This is a genomic window from Oscillatoria sp. FACHB-1407 (assembly GCF_014697545.1).
Taxonomy (GTDB): domain Bacteria; phylum Cyanobacteriota; class Cyanobacteriia; order Elainellales; family Elainellaceae; genus FACHB-1407.
Genome location: NZ_JACJSA010000008.1, coordinates 141,419 through 163,409 on the forward strand (window position 1 = coordinate 141,419; position 21,991 = coordinate 163,409).

Genomic DNA, 21,991 nt, shown 5'->3' on the forward strand with positions numbered 1-21,991 from the left:
TTAACAGTGCAATATCCTATCTCCAGTTGTTTTCCCATTCGCATTGCCTAGAAAACTCTACCCTTCGTAACTTCGCCCTATAACCACATCCAGTTGCCCACCTCTTAACCTCCACATTCTTCAAAAACCTTTATGAACACGGTTCATGCAACAATTCCCTTCGTGGATTTTAAGCCGCAACACCAGCCCATCCAATCTAAGCTAGAACAGGCGGTGCAAGCGGTTATACAGCAAGGAGATTATGTTTTAGGTCAAAGAGTAGCAGAATTTGAACAGGCATTTGCTCAGGCTTGCAGAACAAACTTTGGCACTGGTGTTGCCTGTGGCACGGACGCGATCGCTCTAGGGTTACAAGCTTGTGGAATCAGCCACGGAGACGAAGTGATTCTGCCTGCTAACACTTTTGTTGCAACCCTTATTGGCGTCATTCGCTCTGGCGCGACACCTGTCTTTGTCGATTGCGACCCCGATACGGCTCTGATTGACTTGAGCGCGGCAGAAAAAGCTATCACAGCTCAAACCAGAGCAATTATTCCAGTTCATCTCTATGGGCAAATGGTATCACCCCACCAATTGCTCGATCTCGCTAGCACCTATGACCTTTTAATCTTCGAGGATGCAGCTCAAGCACATTTGGCAGAACGGGAAGGCTATCGCGCTGGCTCAGTGGGGACTGCTGCTGCGTTTAGCTTCTATCCCAGTAAGAATTTAGGGGCTTTTGGCGACGGAGGTATGGTCGTTACTCGCGAGTGGATTGTTGCAGAAACCATGCGATCGCTACGCAACTACGGTGCGCCCCGCAAGTACTATCACACTGATTATGGTACAAACAGTCGCCTGGATACTATCCAGGCAGCCGTACTCAGCGCAAAGTTACCGTATCTTTCCGATTGGAATGGCGATCGTAATCAAACTGCACAGCTCTACAATCAACTGCTCAAACCCCTGCGATCGCAAGGAATTATCCCAATCGAGAACCACAGTGGTCATGGTCATGTCTACCACCTCTATGTGGTTCGAGTAACAGATAGCTGCCCCATCGATCGAGCCACCATTCAAAATAAACTACAAGAGCAGGGCATTCAAACTGGAATTCACTATCCCATTCCCTGTCATCTCCAACCGGCTTTCCAACATTTGGGCTATCAGGCAGGTGACTTTCCCCATGCCGAAGCTCTGTGTCAGGAGGTTTTGTCTCTCCCTATGTATCCTGGTCTTGATCAAGCTCAAGTACTCCGAGTCGTTGATACACTGACAACACTGTTTCAACTTCCATCCGCTGAGGAAAAACTCTGTAGTTCACTGACGTTAGGATGACCAATGTCAAGCAAAACTAGTTTATTCCGACAGTTCGACTCTCAGGTGCCAACCTTTGCCATGGCCGGGTTACTCCTGACCTTGTACGCCCCACTCCTGATACATTGGGTCGATGGTTGGCTGAATAAAAGCATCAGTACCGAGCACGAATACTATAGCCACGGTCTAATTGGCTTGCCGTTTGCCGCTTACCTCTGCTGGAGCAACCGCGATCGCTGGCAGGAGCTACCGAACCAGTCCCACATTACAGGGCTAGTAGGATTGATAGCGGGAGTGTTACTCTACCTCAGCGGAGTGACGAATGCGGTTAATCTTTCCTTCCCAATCATTTTGATCGGGCTTTGTCTGTGGCTCAAAGGGCTACCTGGGCTCAAGCTGCAAGCATTTCCTCTCCTGTTAGTGTTCCTAGCAACCCCAACCGACGTGCCTTACCTTATTGCTCCTTACACTCTTCCACTGCAAGAGTTTATTGCAGGTACAGCGGGATTTATCCTGTTGCAATTCAACATGAGTGTCAGAGTCGATCAAATCTATCTATACGTCAATGATCAAATTGTTGAGGTTGCACCCTACTGTGCAGGGCTGAAAATGTTGTTCACAAGTCTTTATGTCGGGCTCATACTCGTTTATTGGACCGGAGTTTGGAACTCTCGTAGCAAAACCGGTTCGTTTTTCTTAAGTGTTATTTTTATTAGCGTAAGTGCCAATATTATCCGTAATACACTCCTCACGTTCTTTCATGGAACGGGTCGAGATCAGGCCTTTGATTGGTTACATGATGGTTGGGGTGGTGATCTATACTCAGCGTGTATGCTAGGGCTATTGGTCTTGCTATTGAGGGTTATCGATCAGTGGTTAAGTTCTGATTCGGCAGAACTGGAAGTTCAACAGTAACAATTTTGGAGGCTGCATCAAACGTAATTAGTCGATGTTTCCTGCGATGTCTATGTTGGCAATGTTTACTGTTGTTTTAGGTGTAAACAAGGTATAAACTATGTCGTCCTTCCCTCAGGTCCCAAGGCGATCGCCTGTATTAACCATCCTAATTGCGGTGTTTTTGCTGGCAATTGCTACAGCAGGCGCACTTCCTGGCTACTTAACCCAGCAGTGGTCCTGGAGCACTCCCCCCGATGTACCCCATCTCAGTCAAATTAAAGCTTTGCAAACTGAAGGTTTAGCAATTCCTGGGTGGGAGACGCTGCACCAGGAGAAGGTCGAAATCGGTGGTCATAAATGGTCGGTGCAGGAAATCCAATCGCTTGAACCTGCATCAGAAGGAACTCAACAGGTTCCAATTTTGGTGATGTTAAGACCACAAACTTGGCATCGTGACCAACCCCAGGTAGATTGGATGGATATAAATGGGGTGCAACGGTGGACTGCTGACTCTCAGCGTCGTCTCAAATTCACAATCGATAACTTCGCATTGCCCGAAGGCAGCTCTAAAGCCGAATCGGTAACTGTCAGTGCGCGCTTCTTACGGGGTTGGAACCAACGGCAAACCTATGCAGTCCTGCAATGGTATGCCTGGTCAAATGGAGGAAATGCTTCCCCAAGCCAATGGTTTTGGGTAGATCAGCTAACTCAATGGCGCGATCGCCATCGTATGCCGTGGATTGCCGTGAGTGTCCTAATTCCAATTAGACCACTTGGAGACATTAACACCGCTGAATCACTGGCTCAATCATTAGGGCAAACCATTCAATCAACCCTAATGGCAAATATTTTCTACTCAAACTCCTGACCTCACTAAAGATTGACTCCCTGAAAATCATGTCTAAAGCCCCCTCTAACCGCAACCGTTCCATTCGTGCTTACTCCCTCTCAGGGCTGTACTCCGTTGTGACTACCCTACCTAGCGTCCTACTGCTTTGGGCAGCTAACATGAGCCTGTTCCCAACAGCTGTTGTAGCCCAAACTGATTCATCATCAGAGGCGCAACGCAACACACGGGATCAACTCGAAGAAGCCAGACAACGGCTGATCGAGCAGGGTGAAGGGAACCGAGGCAACTTGGATCAGGGACAACCCAATCGAGTGCCATTACGCGACAATTCAGAGTTTGACAGCTATCGTCTTGGACCAGGAGACTCATTCTTTGTCAATGTTCTTTATTTTCCAGACCTAAACTTTCAAACCACACTGGATTTACAAGGTAATGTCATTGTCCCCTTGGCGGGTTTAGTATCCCTCAACGGTTTAACCATTCAACAAGCGGAACAGCGAATTCAATCTGCTCTCAATCAATATGTGATTAACCCGGTTGTGGATATGACGCTGACGGCTCAGCGTCCAGTTGAAGTCACAATCGCAGGTGAGGTGGTTCGACCAGGCATATATCCATTGCAAGCACCTCAGTTAAACGTCGCACTCTTAGCGGCTGGTGGCACAACCCGACTGGCAGATTTGCGAACTATCCGCATTCGTCGCACATTAGTGGATGGCTCTGTCATCGAGAGAGATGTCGATTTCTACACCTCATTACGAGATTCGACACCTGTACCAAGTGTTCGCCTTGAGAATGGAGATGCCATCATTGTTCCTGCCTTGAATGCAGAAACGATTGACAGTTATGATCCCACGCTAGTTGGACGCTCCACCATCGCTCAACAAGAAATTGTGGTTCGCGTGCTCAACTATGCCGCTCGCAATACCGGACGTGGTGAGGGAGGAGCTGCAATCGGCAACATTACTCTAACCAACGGCAGTACTTTCCTTGATGCCATTACTGCCATTGGCCCCAGTCCAGACCGGGCAGAGCTAGATGATATTGCCCTAATTCGTTTTGATCCGATTCAAGGTAAGGCAGTTACTCAAGAGCTAGACGCTAAGGACGCTCTTTTGGGAGATGCCTCTCAAAATCCATTCCTGGAACACAATGATGTCATTGTCATTGGACGTAACTTTATTGCTCGAATTAGCTACGCGCTCAATACGGCTACTCAACCTTTCCGCGACATTCTAGGATTCTTGCTATTCTTTGACAATTTAGCTGAAAGTGCAGACGATCTATTTGGTCCAGGCGATAACGACGACGATGACGATGATGATTAATTAGATTAATTAACTGATGACCGATCTCACTTCATCTGAGATGTCTTACAAATGGGGATGACGATGATGGGGGCGATCGCAGAGAATAGCATTAGTTTCTCTGCCTTATCTACCTCAATCTCCTACGTCCTTCTGATCCTGACTGAAAATCCACTGACTCCGAATACTTCTTTAACGTCATGGCTCCACCGTTTATCAAGCGTTATCTCATTGCTTTAGATCGTCACAAATGGGCTGGTTTAGCAGGCTTTGCTGTTGTGATGGGCTTATCAGGCGTAGCAGCTCTCCAACCTGCTCCCCCCGCAACCTACACCGCCCAAGGGTCACTGAGTTATGCAACACCACCAGTTACCTTCTCTGAAACAGGAGTTGCTCTGCAACAGCAGGGGCAAGCCCTAACACCAGAGAGACTCCTCTCCAATTATGTGATTGATTCAACGGTCCAGAAATTGACAGCTCAAGGTATTCAAGTTGACCCAAGGACAATTCGGCAGAATACCACGGTTGAAGCAGGTGATGACGATGACGAGGCAGCTGGGTTAAATCTTCTCATCACCTACATCGACGCCGATGAAGAACGAGCAGAAGTAACGGCAACGCTGTTGATGGAGGCGATGGTTGAGCAGAGCCGAGAATTTAACAAGCAGCAATTAGAGACCATCATCAACAGTCTCAATGATTTGTTGCCAGAAGTTACCCGAGAACTACGTGAGGCTGAGCGAAATTTAGAGCAGTACATTCGGGTAGAGGGTCCAGCCATTCAAGCTGCTCAGGATGGCAACTTAGTTGGAGCAATTACAGGTGGACAGGATCAGCAACGTCAACTCCGCCTGACGCTAGCTGGCATTGATGCTCAAATCAGAAGTTTACAGTCACGATTAGGGCTATCACCCGACGAAGCGTATGCCTCAGCAGCGTTAAGTGCTGATCCAATCATTGCTGACTTGCGAGCGCAAATGCATCAAACCGAGACTCAACTCTCGATCTTATCAAGAACGTTGCAACCCGCACATCCCACTATGGTCACGTTGCGCAACCAGCAACAAGCCTTTGAGCGATTGTTGCAGCAACGTGTGAGTGAGGTCATTGGTGGCGCATCCGGTGCAGCACCCCTGCGAGGAACAGCTCAAATCCGTCAAGACAGTAGCCTTGACCCAGCAAGACAACAATTGGCTAACACACTTGTCAACTTGCAAACCCAACGGGAAACCATTCAACAACAGTTGGTTAATTTAAACCAAGAGGGGCAGCGGCTGCGGCAGGAATACTCTAATCTGCCAAACAAACAGTTAGAACAGGCTCGACTAGAACAGCAGGTTGCTCTCAAACGGGCTTACTACGACCAGATTCAACAACGCTTAGCAGACGTAACTATTGCTCAAAATGAGGTCGTTGGTAATCTAATCGTCACACAGGATGCCCAAGCCCAATTGACTGAAGCATCGGGAGCGAATCCAGTGCTGATTCTCATCGTCGGTGGTTTTGTTGGGTTACTCGTCGGTGGTGGTTTAGTGCTGCTGCTCGATTCCCTGGATGCGACCTTCCATACACTGCCAGATCTGCAAGCTGCCCTGCGGCAACAAGAAGTTCCTGTGTTGGGCTTGTTACCCGCTTTACCAGCAAACAGCGAGACAGATTCTCCAATTGTGCTGGAGCCTGACTCACTGTACATTGAACCGTATGAACGTCTCCGGGGAACATTACGCCGTGCAGCCGGCAGTAAATCACTGAAGATGATGCTGCTAACAAGCACTGTCAATGGTGAAGGGAAAACCCTGACGGCTTACAATTTAGCGATCGCCTCGGCAAGGGCAGGTAAACGCACTCTCTTGATTGAAGCTGACCTGCGATCGCCCTCTCACTCTAAGCTTCTGAAAGTAACTCCTGATCCCGATAGTGTTTTGGAACCGTTGCGTTATTACGGACGCTTAAGCGATTGCATTCGCCTCGTTCCTGAAATCGAGAATCTATACATTCTGCCTAGCCCAGGAATTCAACGTCAGGCATCTGCCATTTTAGAATCTACTGAAATGCGGCAAATGTTAGAAGATGCGCGAGGACGATTCGATCTCGTTATCCTCGATACCCCTGCCCTCAGCCGATTCAGTGATGCTCTGTTGTTAGAGCCTTATACAGATGGTATGGTGCTGGTGACTCGACCAGGCTATACGGAGGAAGGCTTGTTAACAGAAGCTATTGAGCAGTTTAACGAGTCAGAAGAAATGCAATTCTTGGGAGCAGTCATCAACGGTGCTGATATCGCTATTCAGTCTCCTGGATTTATAGGTGGCAGAGATGACCAATTTATAGTAGAAGAGTTGGAAAACCAACCTGGATTAGATGGAATCCCAATTGGTTCGAGAGAACCCTAATCCTAGTGTTGTGAGCGGTTTAATACAGGGTGTACGGGATTGATCCTGTGGGCATAATTCTCGTAAATCCCTCACATTGAATATCTAAAACATAGGTAAAACATAGGTTAGAACGTTGAAGTATTGGAGCCCCTGCACTTCGTTCTAATCCAGGTTCATTTTGCTACAAGAATAGACCTCCTATACCTCGTCCACCTGTTTCCATGGTTGCCATATTTGGCATATCCAAGTCTTGCAGAGGGTTGAGGTGGGCAAAGGGATTAATCTGTTATCCCGTACTTTACCGGATGGCAATTGCTAGAGAAAATCTAACAATAAGGGAAATAGCCATCAGTGCTCTGGCTCTATTTCCCTCGTGTTATGTCATCTCAATCGTCAGTTGCCAGTCGTGCGATCGCACCTAAAATCATTGAGTCTCGTCAGCAATATCGCTCCTGCCATATTCATGTTCCTCACTCGGAGCAACGATTGCCAGCCATCTTCTTCAACAACGCCTACTATAGTTTCTTCAAGGTGGAGAAAGATAAGAATCGGGCTGTAGAACTGAGTATTAGATTGCATCGTCGGGGTGAGACAACCATTATTACAAACGTTTCTAGGGGTTACGTAATTTGGATTGAAGAGGCCGAGGCTAAACCTTCAAAACCCGTGCAAAACTCCTCTAAATGCACTACTTCCTACAAAATACTGACTTCTCCCAGTCAATATCAACCCTGTCATATCAGAGTACCTGACCTAAATAAGCCGATAGCAGCAATCCGATCCGATGGCAAATATTACAGCCTCTTCAAAATTACGGACGATACCCAACAAGCCGTCCAACTCATCAAACGTTTAAGTGCTCGTGGGGAAGAAACTATCATCACAAAAACTGTAAAAGGATATGGAATTTGGGTTTTTGAACCCGAAGCCATTGCATAAAAATGACGAATCAAACGTCTCTACTTATAAGAGTCCACGCAAATACTTTGAGGGCTGAGCATCATCTACCCAGCCCTCAATTACTTTAGATATTGGTTAGTGGATTCAAGCAGACAAGGAGAAAAGGCTCTGGACTAATCTAGATATTTTTCTCAGCTAACTCACGAGTCATGTAATCGAAGGGCTGATCCAGGAGAGAGGTGTTGGTGATCCCTGCTTCTGCAACTTGATTCTTGACCAACTCTTTCATGATCTGAATGCCTGTTACGGTTGGTCCAATGGGAACACCGAGAGAATTGTAGGTTTCGCGCAAACCTAGAAGAACTCGTTCATCTAGGACATCGGTATTACCGGCAACAAGAGCGTAGCTAGCATATCGCAAATAATAGTCCATGTCCCGCAGGCAAGCAGCGTAACGGCGGGTCGTGTAGGCGTTGCCGCTTGGGCGAATTAATTCGGGAATTTCTTCAAACAAGCGAGATGCAGCTTGCTTGACAATCGCAGCTGCATTGGCATTGATCACGGCTGCTGCTTGTACGCGGGCAATGCCCGAATCAAAATAGGACTTTAGGGTATCAATGGCATCTCGGTCGAGATAGCGTCCTGTAACATCGTAGTTTTTAATCAAGCTTGTTACTGCGTCCCGCATGAAGTCAGTCTCCCAACAGTTCCTTAATAAACAATTTGCTAAGGCTTGGCTTTATCGACACCAGATGCTGAGCTATGGTGCTGTTAGCCCAAGGACAGTTTTATCCCGTTGTAAAGCTTGGGTTTAGAAATTATGGCAAGCATTTACAACCATTATTAGAAGATAAGTTTACCATGGTGAGTTTCACGTTACGGGGCTGAAACACCGTGCTGAAGGCGAATGTTATTAAGTTTTGTTGTCGATCGTCTCCTGACGTTAGACCTGTAATTTTTGTTAAAGAATTTCTTTAGATTTGATTTCTATCAGTCTCAAATTTACTAAACCCTCAAATCTAAGCCCTGTTAAGGCATCGACTCATCTTTAGCAGGTTTGCTCTGAGGTTTTTAAGGATAAACAGTTTCAATACTCGCTTTTTGGTAGTCTGTTATACAAAATATCGCTAATCCTATTTCTAGGATGATTCAGGTGTGACAAAGCTTACCTCATTGACGGTATGCCAATCTCTGGCAGAGCTAATTCTGGAAAGAATAATGGCAGTAATTTTGGAGATGCGAATCGCAAACTCTTAGAGTTAACCAGTCGATACGAAGCGACATTGTTAATGCTGAATTGGACAGCAGCAAGTCGAGGCTTTGTCTCTACGATTTCTACTTAAGTGGTGGGGATCGTTCAAGAGGTTATTTTCTCTGTAGATTTAAGAACCCAGGAGCAAGGAGTAATCCATGGCAGAGACGGCACAAGAAGTCTTGGCAATGATTAAAGACCAAGGCATTAAGATGATTGATCTGAAATTTATTGATATGCCAGGAATCTGGCAGCATCTGACGCTGTATTACGATCAGATCGATGAAAGCAGCTTTGATTCAGGTGTGCCTTTTGATGGTTCCAGTATCCGGGGTTGGAAAGCCATCAATGAGTCAGACATGGCAATGGTGCCCGATCCAAAAACTGCCTGGATCGACCCTTTTATGAAGGAGCCGACCTTAAGCTTGGTCTGCACCATCAAAGAACCTCGGACAGGCGAACTGTATAGCCGCTGTCCTCGTGCGATCGCCCAGAAAGCGGTTGATTACCTCCGCTCTACTGGCATTGGTGATACGGTTTACTTTGGTCCTGAGGCAGAATTCTTCATTTTTGATGATGTTCGCTTTGACCAGAACGAGCACGAAGGCTACTACCACGTAGACAGCGTTGAAGGTCGTTGGAACTCTGGTCGGGTTGAAGAAGGCGGTAACCTCGCGTACAAGCCCCGTTATAAGGAAGGTTATTTCCCCGTTTCGCCAACGGATACGTCCCAGGATATGCGGACAGAAATGCTGTTGACGATGGCAGCCTGCGGTGTACCCATCGAAAAGCATCACCATGAAGTCGCTTCTGGTGGTCAGTGCGAACTCGGCTTCCGCTTTGCAGAACTGGTGCAGGCAGCAGACTACTTGATGACATATAAGTATTGCATCAAGAACGTTGCCAGAAAGTATGGCAAAACGGTTACCTTCATGCCCAAGCCTGTCTTTGGTGACAATGGCTCTGGAATGCACTGCCACCAATCTATTTGGAAAGAGGGCGGTCCTTTGTTCTATGGCGACGGTTATGCCAATCTGAGCCAGACTGCGCTCCACTATATTGGTGGTATTCTTAAGCATGCTCCAGCTTTGTTGGCAATCACCAACCCCACCACTAACTCCTACAAGCGGCTAGTCCCTGGTTTTGAAGCTCCGGTTAACCTCGCTTACTCCCAAGGTAACCGTTCGGCTTCGGTTCGGATTCCTCTGTCTGGAACAAACCCCAAAGCAAAGCGTTTGGAGTTCCGTTGCCCTGATGCAAGTTGCAACCCCTATCTAGCTTTTGCAGCGATGCTGTGTGCTGGTATTGATGGAATCAAGAACCAGATTGATCCAGGTAGCTCATTGGATGTAGACATTTACGACCTCAGTCCCGAAGAACTGGCAAAAGTGCCTTCGACTCCTGGTTCTCTGATGGATGCTCTGAAGAATTTGGAAGCTGACCATGACTTCCTGACTGCTGGAGGAGTGTTCACCGAAGACTTCATCAACACCTGGATTAGCTACAAGTTAGATAATGAAGTGATCCCGATGAATATTCGTCCTCACCCTTACGAATTTGCGCTCTACTACGATGTGTAGAGATCGCAAGGCATAGCTTCAGTCCAATTTAAGGTTGTCTGGGGGCGTAGTAACTACGCCCCTTTTTTAACTGTTATCTTCAGAGCCTGCCTCAACTAACATCAATTCAGGTTAAGCACCTGGCGAATGAATTCGCGGCTAGCAGAACCAAGTTCGCCTACCCGGACTCCAACAGTGAGGGTTTGGATGAACCGTCTCAAGTTTATTTTGTCCTGACATAGCAAAGGTACTGTTTGTTAGGACACTTCTCAATTCTGAATATGGTGTCCTACCTCTCAGTCCTCAGTCCTCAGCACTTTACTATAGCGGCGGTTTTATAGCTTTGGTCAGAAAGCTTATGGCAATGGCTCAAACCCTGATGCTGGAGAAGCTTCCTGACACGCCTCCACCTCATCGAATGTGGCGGCGGTTATAACCGCCAAAATTCTTATCTCTAACTCAGGTCAAACTAGATGGTTGCGATCGCACTGATCAAAGATTGGTTTAGCGATCGCCATTCCTCGAAGTCAAGCTTTTCGAGTTCGTAGAGTTCTCGGATAAAGCTGGTCAACACATGACGAGCAATATATTTGTTAATAATTTTTTTGGCGGCTGCGATCGCCTGAAAATCGGTGGAGTAGGTTAAGTAATCCCCTAAACGCTCTCTAGCAGGAGAGTAGCAGATACTTTGATAGCCATGTTCAGTCTGCATGACTTCAATGAGCCAACCATGATAAAAGTCTGCCAGATGTGAATTTTGCATAGGAGCGAGGGTGCAGAACTAAGCAGATGAGCGAGAACCAGGAGCGTATGAGTCTGAGTGCTTACTTTTAAAGTAATAAACTATTGCAATTTAAGGTTGCGCAATATGGCGGAATCCAGCAAGCAGTACGGCTCACGAAATGTTTCCCTTAATCACTAATATGCAATGATACTTCACGGCTTTCAGGAGAGATTTTAGTTAGGCTGAAGTTACAGCTTAATTTTCATAAAGATCTCTATGAACGCTTCTTCTAGCCCCATGGAATCCACCTCGGTGTGGCGTAGTTCTAAGTGGCAAACCATTGTATTTCTCATGCTGGCATTTTGGCTCAGTTCCAGTCTGCTCCTCGATTTGGTCATTATGCCTCAGCTATACACGGCTGGCATGATGAGCCAACCTAGTTTTGCAACAGCAGGCTACTCTATTTTTTGGGTTTTCAATCGAGTTGAGTTAACGTGTGCGGCGGTAATTTTAACGAGTGTTTTAGTGCTCAACCGCATTGAGAGTGCTGTTTTTACAAAGGCTTGGGCGATCGCTCTAGCATTTGGCTTGCTGCTAATTGGCTTGGTTTATACGTATCTGCTCACCCCTGAAATGAGTGCCTTGGGCTTGCACCTCGACTTATTTTCTGCCAATCAGGAACTCCCTGCTGGAATGCAGCAGATGCAACAAGGCTATTGGTTGCTTGAATTAATCAAGTTGAGCAGTATCATTGCACTGTTGAACGCGCTTCAACCCAGAGTCATCAGATCTTTGTCTCATTAAGGGGCTGACTACGAGGCTTCGTTAAGCTGAGAGGGCTTTGTAACAGCATTCCACAATAAACGAACTGCCATGATCGTAAAACCAAGGGCAGCGATCGCCTTGACCCAGTGTGTAGGTAACAATTGCGCCATGCTCCCACCCAGCAATACACCCAAAAAACTAGCGAGTAGCAGCGCAGCAGAAGCCCCCAAAAATACCGCTCTGAGGGACTTACAGCTTCCTCCCAGGGCGATTGCAGCCAGTTGACTCTTATCTCCCAACTCAGACACAAAGACCGTAATAAAACTCAACCCTAGCAAATGCCAATCCACCGTTTCTAGCTCCACAAAATATCACAACACAACATTGCTGCAATAATCAGCAACAAAACTCCCGCCGAAACCTCTAACACTTTTGGGGAAATTTTAGTGGATAACCAACGCCCCAACAGGACTCCTAATAGGCTCGTTAAAACCAGAGCAGCCCCAGCTCCCGCAAACACGACCCAGGGAGAATGCGACTCAGCACTCATCAGCAAAGTGGTCAATTGAGTCTTATCCCCCAATTCAGCCAAAAAAATGGTGATAAACGTGGAGACAAAGATTTCTAGCTCACCCTTGAGGGTTCGCCTGTTAGCTTCCTGCTGAGATGCAGTCTGTTCTGAAATCTCAGGGGTTGACCTAAGCTGACAAGCTGAAACATCCACTGAGGGCAATTTATGGTGAGTTGAAGCAGCCGATTCAAGGGATTCAACCTCAGTTGTCATGACACTTGGAGGATCAATTAAGGAAGTCACAGGTGTTTCGCAGGGTTTTCATATTTTTTTCATTTTATCCCTGACCCTACGCCAATAGTCAACACCTACAACCCTACCCATAAACGTTAGGGTAGAGGGGCTCGGTCTGCGAACAGGGGTTCCACCTCTACACCTCGTCCTCATCTGAATGGTCTTCCCGTACCACAACACTCACAAGCTACATGGGTGGGGTTGATATGAATGTGATATCTTATATCCCTGTAGGCAAAGTGATATTAAAGCGATGCGAAGCAGTTTCCCCAACGGGGCAATCGCCCAGTTAAATTGCTCCGTTAAAGTTAAATCAATGAAGAATTGACTTCGATCAATAGCCAGTCGGCTATGATGCCCACAGGAATGTCTACCAACAGTTTGGGGTGAGCCAATATGTCTGTTAAACCTTACAGAACGATTGGAGCAGGTGTTGGAATCGCAAATTTGCAGGTTTTTCATCAACGTGCTGGTTTTCAAACAAGCTCAATTCTTCGTGAAGCAGAGAAGATCGAAGATATTTTGAGAAAAGTTTTGTATTTCAAAACCGATGTTAAAGATGCCTGGGATGTCTACACAGGAGATAGTTCTAAGCTAAAGAACCTGAATAGCTTTGGCAAACAAATTGTCAGCCAAATGCTAAGAAGTAATCCTGAGTTTCAAGGGTTTAAGGTTGAATTCAAAGACCCTGTTCTTAAACCAGATGTCTTATTTTTACTTGGGACGTTGTGTGATGATTTCGACCACATGAACACCAGCCCCCTATACGGATTTAATGTGTTGGACATTGGCTGTGGTTCACTTTCACCTTATGGTTCACCTGAAAAAGACAACCTGCTCGATCGCTTTTATAGTGATCAACCTCCGATCGCAGCTGAGTTGTTGCAAATTTTGGGTGCCCATACAGTGGGCATTGATTCGCGCCCTAACTCAAGGGAGGTGTATGACTATCAAACAACTTACAAACACAGAACGATGGAGTTTTGTGATGTTGGCAAGTGGCTCACTAGCCTCGACCATTCATTTGATATTGTGTCTTGCATCAACCTATTCAACAAGTCTGGTTTTGCCTATCACTACAATTTGCCACACCAAATTATTCATTTTCTGACAGGTATACGGAAGGCGATGTCTCCAGGTGGTTTGCTGTATTGCACCCTGCCCATTATTCCCTCGTCACCTGAAAACAAGCAATTGAATGAACAGATCTTTAACGGGTCAGGATTTAAAGTGATCTATGAGGGCTATTACGTCATTCTGCAAGCTCCTTAATCTCAATGGGTAACCCCTCTCCATCCGTCCACGATGAGAAGGACATGTGAGAGAGGGGTGATACGCAGCGGCTTCTCGTCTTAATGACTCAATTGATATCGCCGTAGCCACATCCGATGAGGCAGAGGCGAGTCAGGAAGGTTTCCCAGCCAGCATCAGAGTTTGAGCCATTGCCTTTGCCCTAAGCTTTCTAACCAAAGCTATAAAGCTACGATAAGTCTTTAACGCTTGCCACCAGTTGAGCCACGATTTCTTTAGCACTACCAAATAACATCATTGTCTTGTCCTTGTAGAACAACTCGTTATCTACACCAGAGAAACCAGCGTTCATCCCGCGTTTAATGATGATAGTGTGATGAGCTTTGTCTACTTCCAGAATCGGCATTCCATAAATGGGGCTGTTCGTGTCATGGCGAGCGGCTGGATTAACTACATCATTTGCCCCAATCACGAGCGCAACATCAGTGTGTTCAAATTCTGGATTAATGTCATCCATGTCATAAAGTTGGGGATAAGGCACATTTGCCTCCGCCAATAACACATTCATATGCCCAGGCATACGTCCTGCAACGGGATGAATAGCATATTTGACGTCCACGCCAAGTCGTTCGAGTTGATCAGCTAGCTCACGAACGGCATGTTGCGCCTGTGCCACCGCCATACCATAGCCAGGAATAATGACTACTGAGCGGGCATACCCTAGCATCATGGCTCCTTCTTCGGAGTCAATCGATTTAATCACTTTTTCAGTTTGAACAGCATTGGTTGCAACGCCTCCGCTTGTCTTGGTCGTAAATGCACTAAACAAGACATTTGTGATGGAACGGTTCATTGCCTTACACATGATTTGCGTCAGGATGATCCCAGAGGCACCCACTAGCGCACCTGAGATGATCAGCATGTTGTTCATCAAGACAAAACCAGCTGCACTTGCTGCCAAGCCTGAAAAGGAGTTGAGAAGTGAGATGACTACAGGCATGTCTGCTCCCCCAATGGGAATGACAAACAGCACTCCCAGTACGAGCGAAATACCTACAAGCACAAGAAAAACAACCAGATCTCTAGGGTAGGCAATCAGGTAGGCACTACCCGCAAGAAACGCGATGAGCAGCCCAATGCTTAGCATTCTCTGGAATGGAAAGGTAATGGCAGCACCACTCATGAGTTCTTGCAATTTAGCAAATGCAATTAAGCTCCCCGTCAGGGTGACGCCACCAATGAGAACACTGAGAATGGTGGTGATGGTGTTGTCGAGGGCGATCGCCTCTGGGTTACCCATCACTCTCCAAAACTCTGCCATCGCCACAAGGGTTGATGCACCTCCTCCCAAACCGTTTAACAGACCTACCATCTGTGGCATTGCAGTCATCTCAACCCGCTGAGCCATGACAGTTCCAATTAAGGAACCAATAGCAATACCAACAAAAATCATTTCGTAGCTGAGAACGGATTGATCTAACAGAGTGGCGGCGATCGCAATCAACATGCCAATGGCGGCTATTAGATTACCTCGTCGGGCAGTCGCTGGAGAGCCTAGCTCCTTCAACCCCAGAATAAATAGACAGGCGGCTAGCAAATAACTCAATTCAATTCCAGTTGGCAAAAACTCGGTCATGCCTTCACCTCTTTCTTCTTAAACATTTGCAGCATCCGGTCAGTCACCAAAAAGCCACCTACAACGTTGATCGTCGCTAAAATGACTGCAATCAGCCCCAAAACCACAGCAACATTCCAATGACCCGCACCAGACACCAACACGGCACCAATCACAGCAATTCCTGAAATGGCATTGGAACCTGACATTAGGGGTGTGTGGAGCGTAGGAGGCACTTTATTAATTACCTCAAACCCAACGAACGACGCTAAAACAAACACAACTAAAGCCGACACTAATTCATTTGCCATGCACATCCTCCAATTCAAGTGTTGATTTGATCGGGACATTTCGCGAAACGCCCCACCCAATGTGTTTATGTAGTTCCCATGGATTAGACCAACTCGTACAGAGGATGCCTAGCTCATAGCAGGTTGGCGCATCGCCTCTAGGGCATCTCGAACTCGTTGATTGCGAACCTCACCCCCATGAGCAATACATGCCTCCCGAATGATGTCATCCTCAAAATTCAGGTTGAGCGCACCGTCTTTAATCAGTAGTTGCAGCAGGGTCGCGACATTTTTGGAATACATTTGGCTAGCATGAACCGGCATGGAAGACGGCAGATTCATTGGCCCAATGATCGTCACACCATTCCGCACCACATTTTTGCCGGGTTCTGTGCAGGCGCAGTTACCCCCTTGCTCAGCCGCCAAATCAACGATGACCGAACCTGGCTTCATTTGAGCAACCATCTCTTCAGTCAACAGCAGCGGTGCTTTTTTGCCAGGAACTTGAGCTGTAGTCACTACAACATCGGCTTGACGAACGTGGTCTGTCACAACTTGGCGCGATCGCTCCTTTGCAGCTTCTGAAATCTCTTTGGCGTATCCTCCAGAGGCGACCGTGTCTTCCTCCAGTTTCACCTCAACAAACTTTGCACCCAGGCTCTGCACTTCCTCTTTGACCGCAGGGCGAATGTCAAACGCCTCAACTACTGCGCCCAAGCGGCGAGCTGTGGCGATCGCCTGTAACCCCGCGACTCCTGCCCCCATGACAAACACCTTAGCAGGAGCGATCGTTCCAGCCGCAGTCGTCAACATTGGGAAAAACTTAGGCAATGCGGTTGCTGCAATCAGCATGGCTTGATAACCCGCCACCCCTGCTTGTGACGACAATGCATCCATACTCTGAGCACGGCTCGTTCTGGGAATCATCTCCATGCTAAAAGCGGAAACGTGGCGATCGGCTAACCGTTGCACCCCAATTGGATCCCCTAAAGGATTTAAGAAACTAATCAGTACGGCTCCTTCACGAAGCAAATTGATCTCAGACTGCCCATTCTCACGCTCACGAGGGGGACTGACCTTTAAAACCACATCAGCTTCACCCCACAATTGAGCCACATCTGAAACAATCCTTGCTCCAGCAGCTTCGTAGGCACTGTCCACAAAATAAGACCCTTCTCCAGCACCCGTTTCCACTAAAACCTCTATTCCTTGCTTGACGAGTCGAGCCACCGTATCCGGCACTAAAGCAACCCGCCGCTCACCCATCTCAATTTCTTTTGCAACAGCTATTTTCATGCAGTCTCCTTAAAGTAATCAGACATCGATGTTGGTAATTCCAAAACGTGTGATGGATGGTAGAAACCTTAATGCAGTACAGAGCAACTTTAATGTGAAGCAATTTAACAAAACCGACTTATCTGTTTACAGATAGCCAGCCTCATTAACGTGCAATTGCTGTTGGTTAAAACTACCATTCGAAATGCTAAATAGCTCTAACCCTGGCATTCTTTTTAAGTAACAGTTGCCTAGTGATGCATTAGCGCAACATCATTCTTCACTACCACAATTCTCTTCAAAAGAGCTTAATTGAGCTTGACCCTACATTTGATCAAGATTCTTCATGATCATTTACCATTCACCATCAAACGTTGCATAACTAGTACTGAGTGGTGAACCGCGATCGCCCTTATCACAAAGAATTGAGAACAATCCTGGCATTTCAATTATTGTCCTGATAGGCAACAAAACCATCTGTGGAGTGCGGGGTTTGCACTTACAGATAAGGACATCTTATTCACCTAAAGATCGATTTCACAATTGCGATCAAAATATTTAAAGATTTGGGACATAATTCACAATGTTCGGTTTATAAACCTTTGTTTCAAGAGGAATAAATAATACCCTTAGGATGGTTAATCGCATCCTAGTTGATCCCCAAAGTTGCAACCAACTCCTTAACTTAACTTATAATTTTTCCTTACTCAAAAAGTAGAAATTGTCACTTAAATTTGAGTCCATTCACTTCATTTTTATGGCCTGGTGTCAGCATTTGTTGACCTAATTCAAAACACTCAATCATATCTATTTCCCCCAGATAACACATCACTGGGACTTTATAAATTGAGGAGAGCCACGAGGATACATTACTCTCTCAGTCGTAGCCTGACCCATGTCCAAGAGACAAAGGTCAAATAGGTGGATTTCAAACCCGATTTGAAATTGCTATCAATCTGGCAAGAGATGCTATCAGCTTTAGCCGGTAAGCAGTGTCGCGCTTGGAAGGGTGACTGGGGGTTAGAGCAAACTAAATATTCACAGCCAAAAAATGCTTAAATTTTTTATAGTTCTTTCGGCACCTCTTATTAGAGAATGCCGTCAATTGATCGAGCAGGACCCCAAGCAATCCTGATAAATTCATAAAGGTGGCGTGTTGTTATCATAGGTAACAATACTCGTTACTCGAATCCCACCTATTACCCTATTGAGACGCTCTAACTCAGGTATCAAGCCTATGTCTTTGAAGCAAGCACGAACCCCTCGTTTTTTATCGGCTCTAGCGATCGCGGGTTGCCTAGCCCTCGGAATGCCGATCGCCACTCTGGCGCAGGGCTTACCTGGACTTACTATTTTTAGCGGTGTTGATCGAGAAAATTTATTAGGCTATCGCCTCGATTTTGATGGCAGACCTGGCAGTCGCGATCGCTATCGTTTAAGAATTCCGGCTCGCAAAATGGATACAGCCGTCTCTCAATTCGCTATTACTTACCCCGACACCTACCGAGGCGAATTTGATGAAGACGATATTGAAATTCGCATCAGCGGTGATAGTATCCCACTGGATGAAGTAACCTGGGATCGCGAAAATCGGGTCATTGAGATCTATCCCGTCACTCCGATTCCGGCAGACACACGGGTCGAAATTGTCTTTTCCAATGTCCGCAACCCGACTAACGGTGGGACTCACTATTTCAACGCTCTCGTCCAAACACCAGGAGATGTGCCATTACTGCGTTATGTTGGCACCTGGATCGTCAACATTGGTTCTCAATGAGACTTGAGACACACTAGCCATCATCGGTATTAGAGGCTGAGCGATGCACCGTAACCCTACTGCGGCAGTCGTTCAGCCTCTCTTACGTCTGGTTGCTCATCCTCATTTACTTAACTTGGGCGATCGCTTTGCACTCAATGCCTGTTAGTAGTTCCAGCTAAGGTCAGGATACAGACAAGGCGAGAACAGCCCATTATCATCTCGGATTCCCACTCATACCACCGCTGGATTAAAGGTGGAGCGTCTGGAACAATGGATGTTATAATTAGCGACTGTGGCTTTTTGGCGGTGTGTGGCGTCTCCCTCCACTGGAGAGGAACGCTACGGCAACGGTTTCGCCGGATTATTCAATTGGAGACAGATTTCAATGACTAAACGTACTCTTGAGGGAACTCGTCGTAAGCGGAGAAGAACATCTGGCTTTCGTGCCAGAATGCGAACCAAAAATGGGCAAAATGTCATCAAGGCAAGACGCCGGAAAGGACGGTATCGTCTTGCAGTTGTTTGATGGTTTAACCTCCCCCGTTAGCCCACCACAGTCTTGGATGGCAATTTGATGTGGCTCTGCCTAAAGCCAACCGATTAAAGCGACGGCAAGATTTTAACGCAGTTTATCAGATGGGTTTACGACGTAGTGCAGCCCATTTGACGTTAAGAGCCTTAAAGCTGCCATCCCATCCGGCAACCTCTGAAGCAGGCAATGCAATTACTCCGTTGCCAACCTGCATCGGCATTTCAATCAGTCAAAAAGTAAGTAAGCGAGCTGTCATTCGCAATCGTATTAAGCGACAGATTCGTGCTGCTTTGTCCGAACTATTACCCACCTTTCATCCTGGTTGGTACTGTGTCATTGTTGTTAGACCTGGAGCAATCCAGTGCGATTATCAGCAATTTCTGCAAGAATTAAAACAGCTATTAGTAGACGCTGAGGTGATCGATGGGTATTAAAGAAGAGGTGTATTTTGAGGGTGCGCCCCACGTCGGAGATTTAATTATCAACATATTGCTGGGGTTCACAGTGATCTGTTTGCCTCTTACAGTCGGTGCAATCGTCAGAGCACTATGGCTGCGTTACCGCATCACCGATCGCCGAATTTCAGTAACCGGGGGATGGATGGGGCGCGATCGCTCCGATATCATCTATTCCGAAGTGGTAAAGGTGGTCAAGGTTCCTCGAGGTCTTGGAATCTGGGGTGATATGGTTGTAACACTCAGGGATGGAAGCCGCTTAGAGTTGAGGGCAGTACCCCGATTTCGTGAGGTTTACGACTACATTAATGAGCGAATTTCGACCAAAGGTCGCAAGGTAAGCGAGACGGTTTAGGCATAAACCTCTAATATTACAGGTAGATTAGATTCAGCAAATTCAGAGCACGTTAGGTTGACATAAAAGCATGGATTTTGGTGTTGGGTTTCTCTCCAATAATGTGATGCTGCCGATCCTGGATTTTTTCTACGGGATCGTACCCAGCTATGGTCTAGCCATCGTGGCTCTGACATTGGTGATTCGATTTGCACTATACCCTTTGAGTGCTGGCTCAATTCGTAGCATGAGACGTATGCGAGTTGCTCAGCCAGTCATGCAAAAGCGGGTCAAAGAAATTCAGGAACGATATAAAGATGAGCCTGCCAAGTTGCAAGAGGAGATGGGCAAAATCTATAAGGAGTTTGGCAATCCTCTGTCAGGTTGCTTTCCCTTGATTTTGCAAATGCCAATCCTGTTTGCTTTATTTGCAACTCTACGGGGATCACCCTTCTCCGATGTGAACTACTCAATCAACCTCCAAATCTTACCTCGAGAGCAGATTGAGCAAATTCAGCCGCAAGCTTTCTCAACCAATCCTCAAAACATTTACATCGCTGATGGGGTTCATGCTCCGATCGCAGCGTTGATCCCCAGCGGAAATCGTCTAGTTGTTGGTGATAAAACAACCATCGAATTTCAAACAACTACAGGTAAGCCGTTCAAAGAGCTTGTCTCTGAGTATCCTGAGACACAGTTGGAGCCAACGAACTGGAAGGTTGTAAAGGGTGAAGATCGGGTTCGCATTGATGAAAGTGGTGTGATTGAAGCTTTACAACCTGGAGATGTCACTCTCCAAGGCACAATTCCAGGTTTAGCCGCAAATAAGGGCTTCCTCTTTATCACTGCTTTAGGTCGTGTTGGGGCTGTTAATGCAGATGGCAGTATCAACTGGGACATCGTGGGCATGGTCATCTCCTTTGGGCTGAGCCTCTATGTCAACCAGTTACTCTCTGGGCAGGGCGCAAAACCTGGTGATACCAATGCGAACTCCCAGCAAGAGGTGGTGAATAAGTTTACTCCGATTCTGTTTTCAGGAATGTTCCTGTTCTTCCCTCTTCCCGCTGGGGTGTTGATGTATATGCTGATTGCAAACATTTTTCAGACATTCCAGACGTTCATTCTCTCTAGAGAGCCCCTTCCTGAGAATCTGCAAAAGATTGTTGATGAGCAGGACAAGCAAAGTAAAGAGGACGAGCGACCAGCCCTTCCTTTTGAGCCTGGACGTAAGAAGAAAGCCTGATCATGGATGACACAAGATTGCAGCAGGGTAAACAATGGTTAGAGCAACTTTTGAAGCTTGCTGCTTTATCCGTCCCTGTTAAGGCGGATCTGGCAGGAACTCAAGCTTTAGACGAAAGCTGTTGGCTGACTATTGACCACACAGCTTTAACTCCGGAACAGATAGAAATCTTGACTGGAACGGATGGAGCGGTGATTGACTCCATTCAGTACTTAGTCAATACAATCTTGAATCTGGGTCAAGCTGAGGATCAACGTCGAGCTTACACAGTTGAGTTGAATGAATATCGCATTCGTCGCCAAACCGAGTTGCAGAAGATGGCAGAGCAGGCAGTCAGCCATGTCCGAGAAACGGGTGATGAGTACGAGATGAAGGATTTGTCTTCAGCCGAGAGACGCCAAGTTCACACTATTCTCAAAGCGTTTGAAGATTTAGAAACTTACAGCCGTGGGCAAGAACCCGATCGCCGCCTTGTCGTTAGACGATTACAAGCGTAGGAGCCTGGTA

At 46.7% G+C, this 21,991-nt stretch carries 24 protein-coding genes; 17 read left to right on the forward strand and 7 right to left on the reverse strand.

Annotated features, from left to right (window positions below):
* Nucleotides 1-132 precede the first annotated feature (132 nt).
* The 6 genes from H6G89_RS15180 (at nt 133) to H6G89_RS34455 (ending at nt 7,664) form a co-directional block, all read left to right on the forward strand.
* Entirely contained in the window at nt 133-1,317 is a 1,185-nt protein-coding gene (locus tag H6G89_RS15180) for a DegT/DnrJ/EryC1/StrS family aminotransferase (RefSeq protein WP_190507745.1), read from the forward strand.
* A 60-nt stretch (nt 1,318-1,377) separates the two neighbouring features.
* Nucleotides 1,378-2,211: a cyanoexosortase B gene (gene crtB, locus H6G89_RS15185; RefSeq protein WP_242059969.1), complete on the forward strand. Its 834-nt coding sequence runs from the start codon at nt 1,378-1,380 to the stop codon at nt 2,209-2,211.
* 100 nt (nt 2,212-2,311) lie between these two features.
* Nucleotides 2,312-3,061, forward strand: coding sequence for a cyanoexosortase B system-associated protein (locus H6G89_RS15190; RefSeq protein ID WP_190507749.1), 750 nt, complete (start codon nt 2,312-2,314; stop codon nt 3,059-3,061).
* A 29-nt stretch (nt 3,062-3,090) separates the two neighbouring features.
* A complete protein-coding gene (locus H6G89_RS15195) occupies nt 3,091-4,371 on the forward strand; it encodes a polysaccharide biosynthesis/export family protein (RefSeq protein ID WP_190507752.1) in 1,281 nt (426 codons plus the stop codon).
* A 179-nt stretch (nt 4,372-4,550) separates the two neighbouring features.
* Nucleotides 4,551-6,743 (forward strand): GumC family protein, encoded by a 2,193-nt coding sequence (locus H6G89_RS15200; RefSeq protein WP_190507761.1) that lies wholly within the window; start codon nt 4,551-4,553, stop codon nt 6,741-6,743.
* 360 nt (nt 6,744-7,103) lie between these two features.
* Complete coding sequence (locus tag H6G89_RS34455; RefSeq protein WP_199336732.1) at nt 7,104-7,664, forward strand: hypothetical protein; 561 nt, start codon at nt 7,104-7,106, stop codon at nt 7,662-7,664.
* A gap of 139 nt (nt 7,665-7,803) precedes the next feature.
* Here H6G89_RS34455 and apcB read toward each other — a convergent pair whose 3' ends face one another.
* Nucleotides 7,804-8,313 carry an allophycocyanin subunit beta gene (apcB, locus tag H6G89_RS15210; RefSeq protein ID WP_190507763.1) on the reverse strand — a complete coding sequence of 170 codons (510 nt, stop codon included), beginning with the start codon at nt 8,311-8,313 and terminating at the stop codon, nt 7,804-7,806.
* A gap of 493 nt (nt 8,314-8,806) precedes the next feature.
* On the opposite strand from apcB, the gene H6G89_RS15215 reads away from it, so the two are divergent.
* Both H6G89_RS15215 and glnA read left to right on the forward strand, forming a co-directional pair.
* Nucleotides 8,807-8,968, forward strand: coding sequence for a hypothetical protein (locus H6G89_RS15215; RefSeq protein WP_190507765.1), 162 nt, complete (start codon nt 8,807-8,809; stop codon nt 8,966-8,968).
* A gap of 67 nt (nt 8,969-9,035) precedes the next feature.
* Nucleotides 9,036-10,457, forward strand: coding sequence for a type I glutamate--ammonia ligase (gene glnA, locus H6G89_RS15220; protein ID WP_190507767.1), 1,422 nt, complete (start codon nt 9,036-9,038; stop codon nt 10,455-10,457).
* Nucleotides 10,458-10,905: 448 nt separating this feature from the next.
* Here glnA and H6G89_RS15225 read toward each other — a convergent pair whose 3' ends face one another.
* Nucleotides 10,906-11,199, reverse strand: a complete 294-nt coding sequence (locus H6G89_RS15225) for a hypothetical protein (RefSeq protein WP_190507769.1) — start codon at nt 11,197-11,199, stop codon at nt 10,906-10,908.
* A gap of 237 nt (nt 11,200-11,436) precedes the next feature.
* Here H6G89_RS15225 and H6G89_RS15230 point away from each other — a divergent pair, with 237 nt between their 5' ends.
* Nucleotides 11,437-11,964 (forward strand): hypothetical protein, encoded by a 528-nt coding sequence (locus H6G89_RS15230; protein ID WP_199336733.1) that lies wholly within the window; start codon nt 11,437-11,439, stop codon nt 11,962-11,964.
* Nucleotides 11,965-11,972: 8 nt separating this feature from the next.
* Here H6G89_RS15230 and H6G89_RS15235 read toward each other — a convergent pair whose 3' ends face one another.
* Nucleotides 11,973-12,275, reverse strand: coding sequence for a TMEM165/GDT1 family protein (locus H6G89_RS15235; RefSeq protein WP_190507771.1), 303 nt, complete (start codon nt 12,273-12,275; stop codon nt 11,973-11,975).
* 5 nt (nt 12,276-12,280) lie between these two features.
* Nucleotides 12,281-12,709: a TMEM165/GDT1 family protein gene (locus H6G89_RS15240; protein ID WP_190507773.1), complete on the reverse strand. Its 429-nt coding sequence runs from the start codon at nt 12,707-12,709 to the stop codon at nt 12,281-12,283.
* A 417-nt stretch (nt 12,710-13,126) separates the two neighbouring features.
* On the opposite strand from H6G89_RS15240, the gene H6G89_RS15245 reads away from it, so the two are divergent.
* Complete coding sequence (locus H6G89_RS15245) at nt 13,127-14,002, forward strand: class I SAM-dependent methyltransferase (protein ID WP_190507774.1); 876 nt, start codon at nt 13,127-13,129, stop codon at nt 14,000-14,002.
* Between the two features lie 208 nt (nt 14,003-14,210).
* On the opposite strand, the gene H6G89_RS15250 is transcribed toward H6G89_RS15245, so the two are convergent.
* From H6G89_RS15250 to H6G89_RS15260, 3 genes are all read right to left on the reverse strand, one after another.
* The gene (locus H6G89_RS15250) at nt 14,211-15,617 is read right to left on the reverse strand and encodes an NAD(P)(+) transhydrogenase (Re/Si-specific) subunit beta (RefSeq protein WP_190507776.1); all 1,407 of its coding nucleotides are present in this window, start codon (nt 15,615-15,617) and stop codon (nt 14,211-14,213) included.
* Nucleotides 15,614-15,907, reverse strand: coding sequence for an NAD(P) transhydrogenase subunit alpha (locus H6G89_RS15255; protein ID WP_190507779.1), 294 nt, complete (start codon nt 15,905-15,907; stop codon nt 15,614-15,616). Before H6G89_RS15255 ends, H6G89_RS15250 begins: the two co-directional genes overlap by 4 nt.
* 108 nt (nt 15,908-16,015) lie before the next feature.
* Entirely contained in the window at nt 16,016-17,182 is a 1,167-nt protein-coding gene (locus H6G89_RS15260) for a Re/Si-specific NAD(P)(+) transhydrogenase subunit alpha (RefSeq protein WP_190507781.1), read from the reverse strand.
* Nucleotides 17,183-18,398: 1,216 nt separating this feature from the next.
* On the opposite strand from H6G89_RS15260, the gene H6G89_RS15265 reads away from it, so the two are divergent.
* The 7 genes from H6G89_RS15265 to H6G89_RS15290 all read left to right on the forward strand — a co-directional run bounded on the left by H6G89_RS15265 (nt 18,399) and on the right by H6G89_RS15290 (nt 21,981).
* Entirely contained in the window at nt 18,399-18,938 is a 540-nt protein-coding gene (locus H6G89_RS15265) for a DUF2808 domain-containing protein (RefSeq protein ID WP_190507783.1), read from the forward strand.
* Nucleotides 18,939-19,190: 252 nt separating this feature from the next.
* Entirely contained in the window at nt 19,191-19,313 is a 123-nt protein-coding gene (locus tag H6G89_RS35720) for a hypothetical protein (RefSeq protein ID WP_255519416.1), read from the forward strand.
* Nucleotides 19,306-19,446: a 50S ribosomal protein L34 gene (rpmH, locus tag H6G89_RS15270; protein ID WP_190507785.1), complete on the forward strand. Its 141-nt coding sequence runs from the start codon at nt 19,306-19,308 to the stop codon at nt 19,444-19,446. Before H6G89_RS35720 ends, rpmH begins: the two co-directional genes overlap by 8 nt.
* Nucleotides 19,447-19,496: 50 nt before the next feature.
* Nucleotides 19,497-19,886 (forward strand): ribonuclease P protein component, encoded by a 390-nt coding sequence (rnpA, locus tag H6G89_RS15275; RefSeq protein WP_190507786.1) that lies wholly within the window; start codon nt 19,497-19,499, stop codon nt 19,884-19,886.
* Nucleotides 19,876-20,262, forward strand: a complete 387-nt coding sequence (locus tag H6G89_RS15280; protein WP_190507787.1) for a PH domain-containing protein — start codon at nt 19,876-19,878, stop codon at nt 20,260-20,262. Before rnpA ends, H6G89_RS15280 begins: the two co-directional genes overlap by 11 nt.
* Nucleotides 20,263-20,332: 70 nt before the next feature.
* Nucleotides 20,333-21,484, forward strand: a complete 1,152-nt coding sequence (gene yidC, locus H6G89_RS15285) for a membrane protein insertase YidC (RefSeq protein ID WP_190507788.1) — start codon at nt 20,333-20,335, stop codon at nt 21,482-21,484.
* Between the two features lie 2 nt (nt 21,485-21,486).
* A complete protein-coding gene (locus H6G89_RS15290; RefSeq protein ID WP_190507789.1) occupies nt 21,487-21,981 on the forward strand; it encodes a Jag family protein in 495 nt (164 codons plus the stop codon).
* The last annotated feature ends 10 nt before the right edge of the window (nt 21,982-21,991 follow it).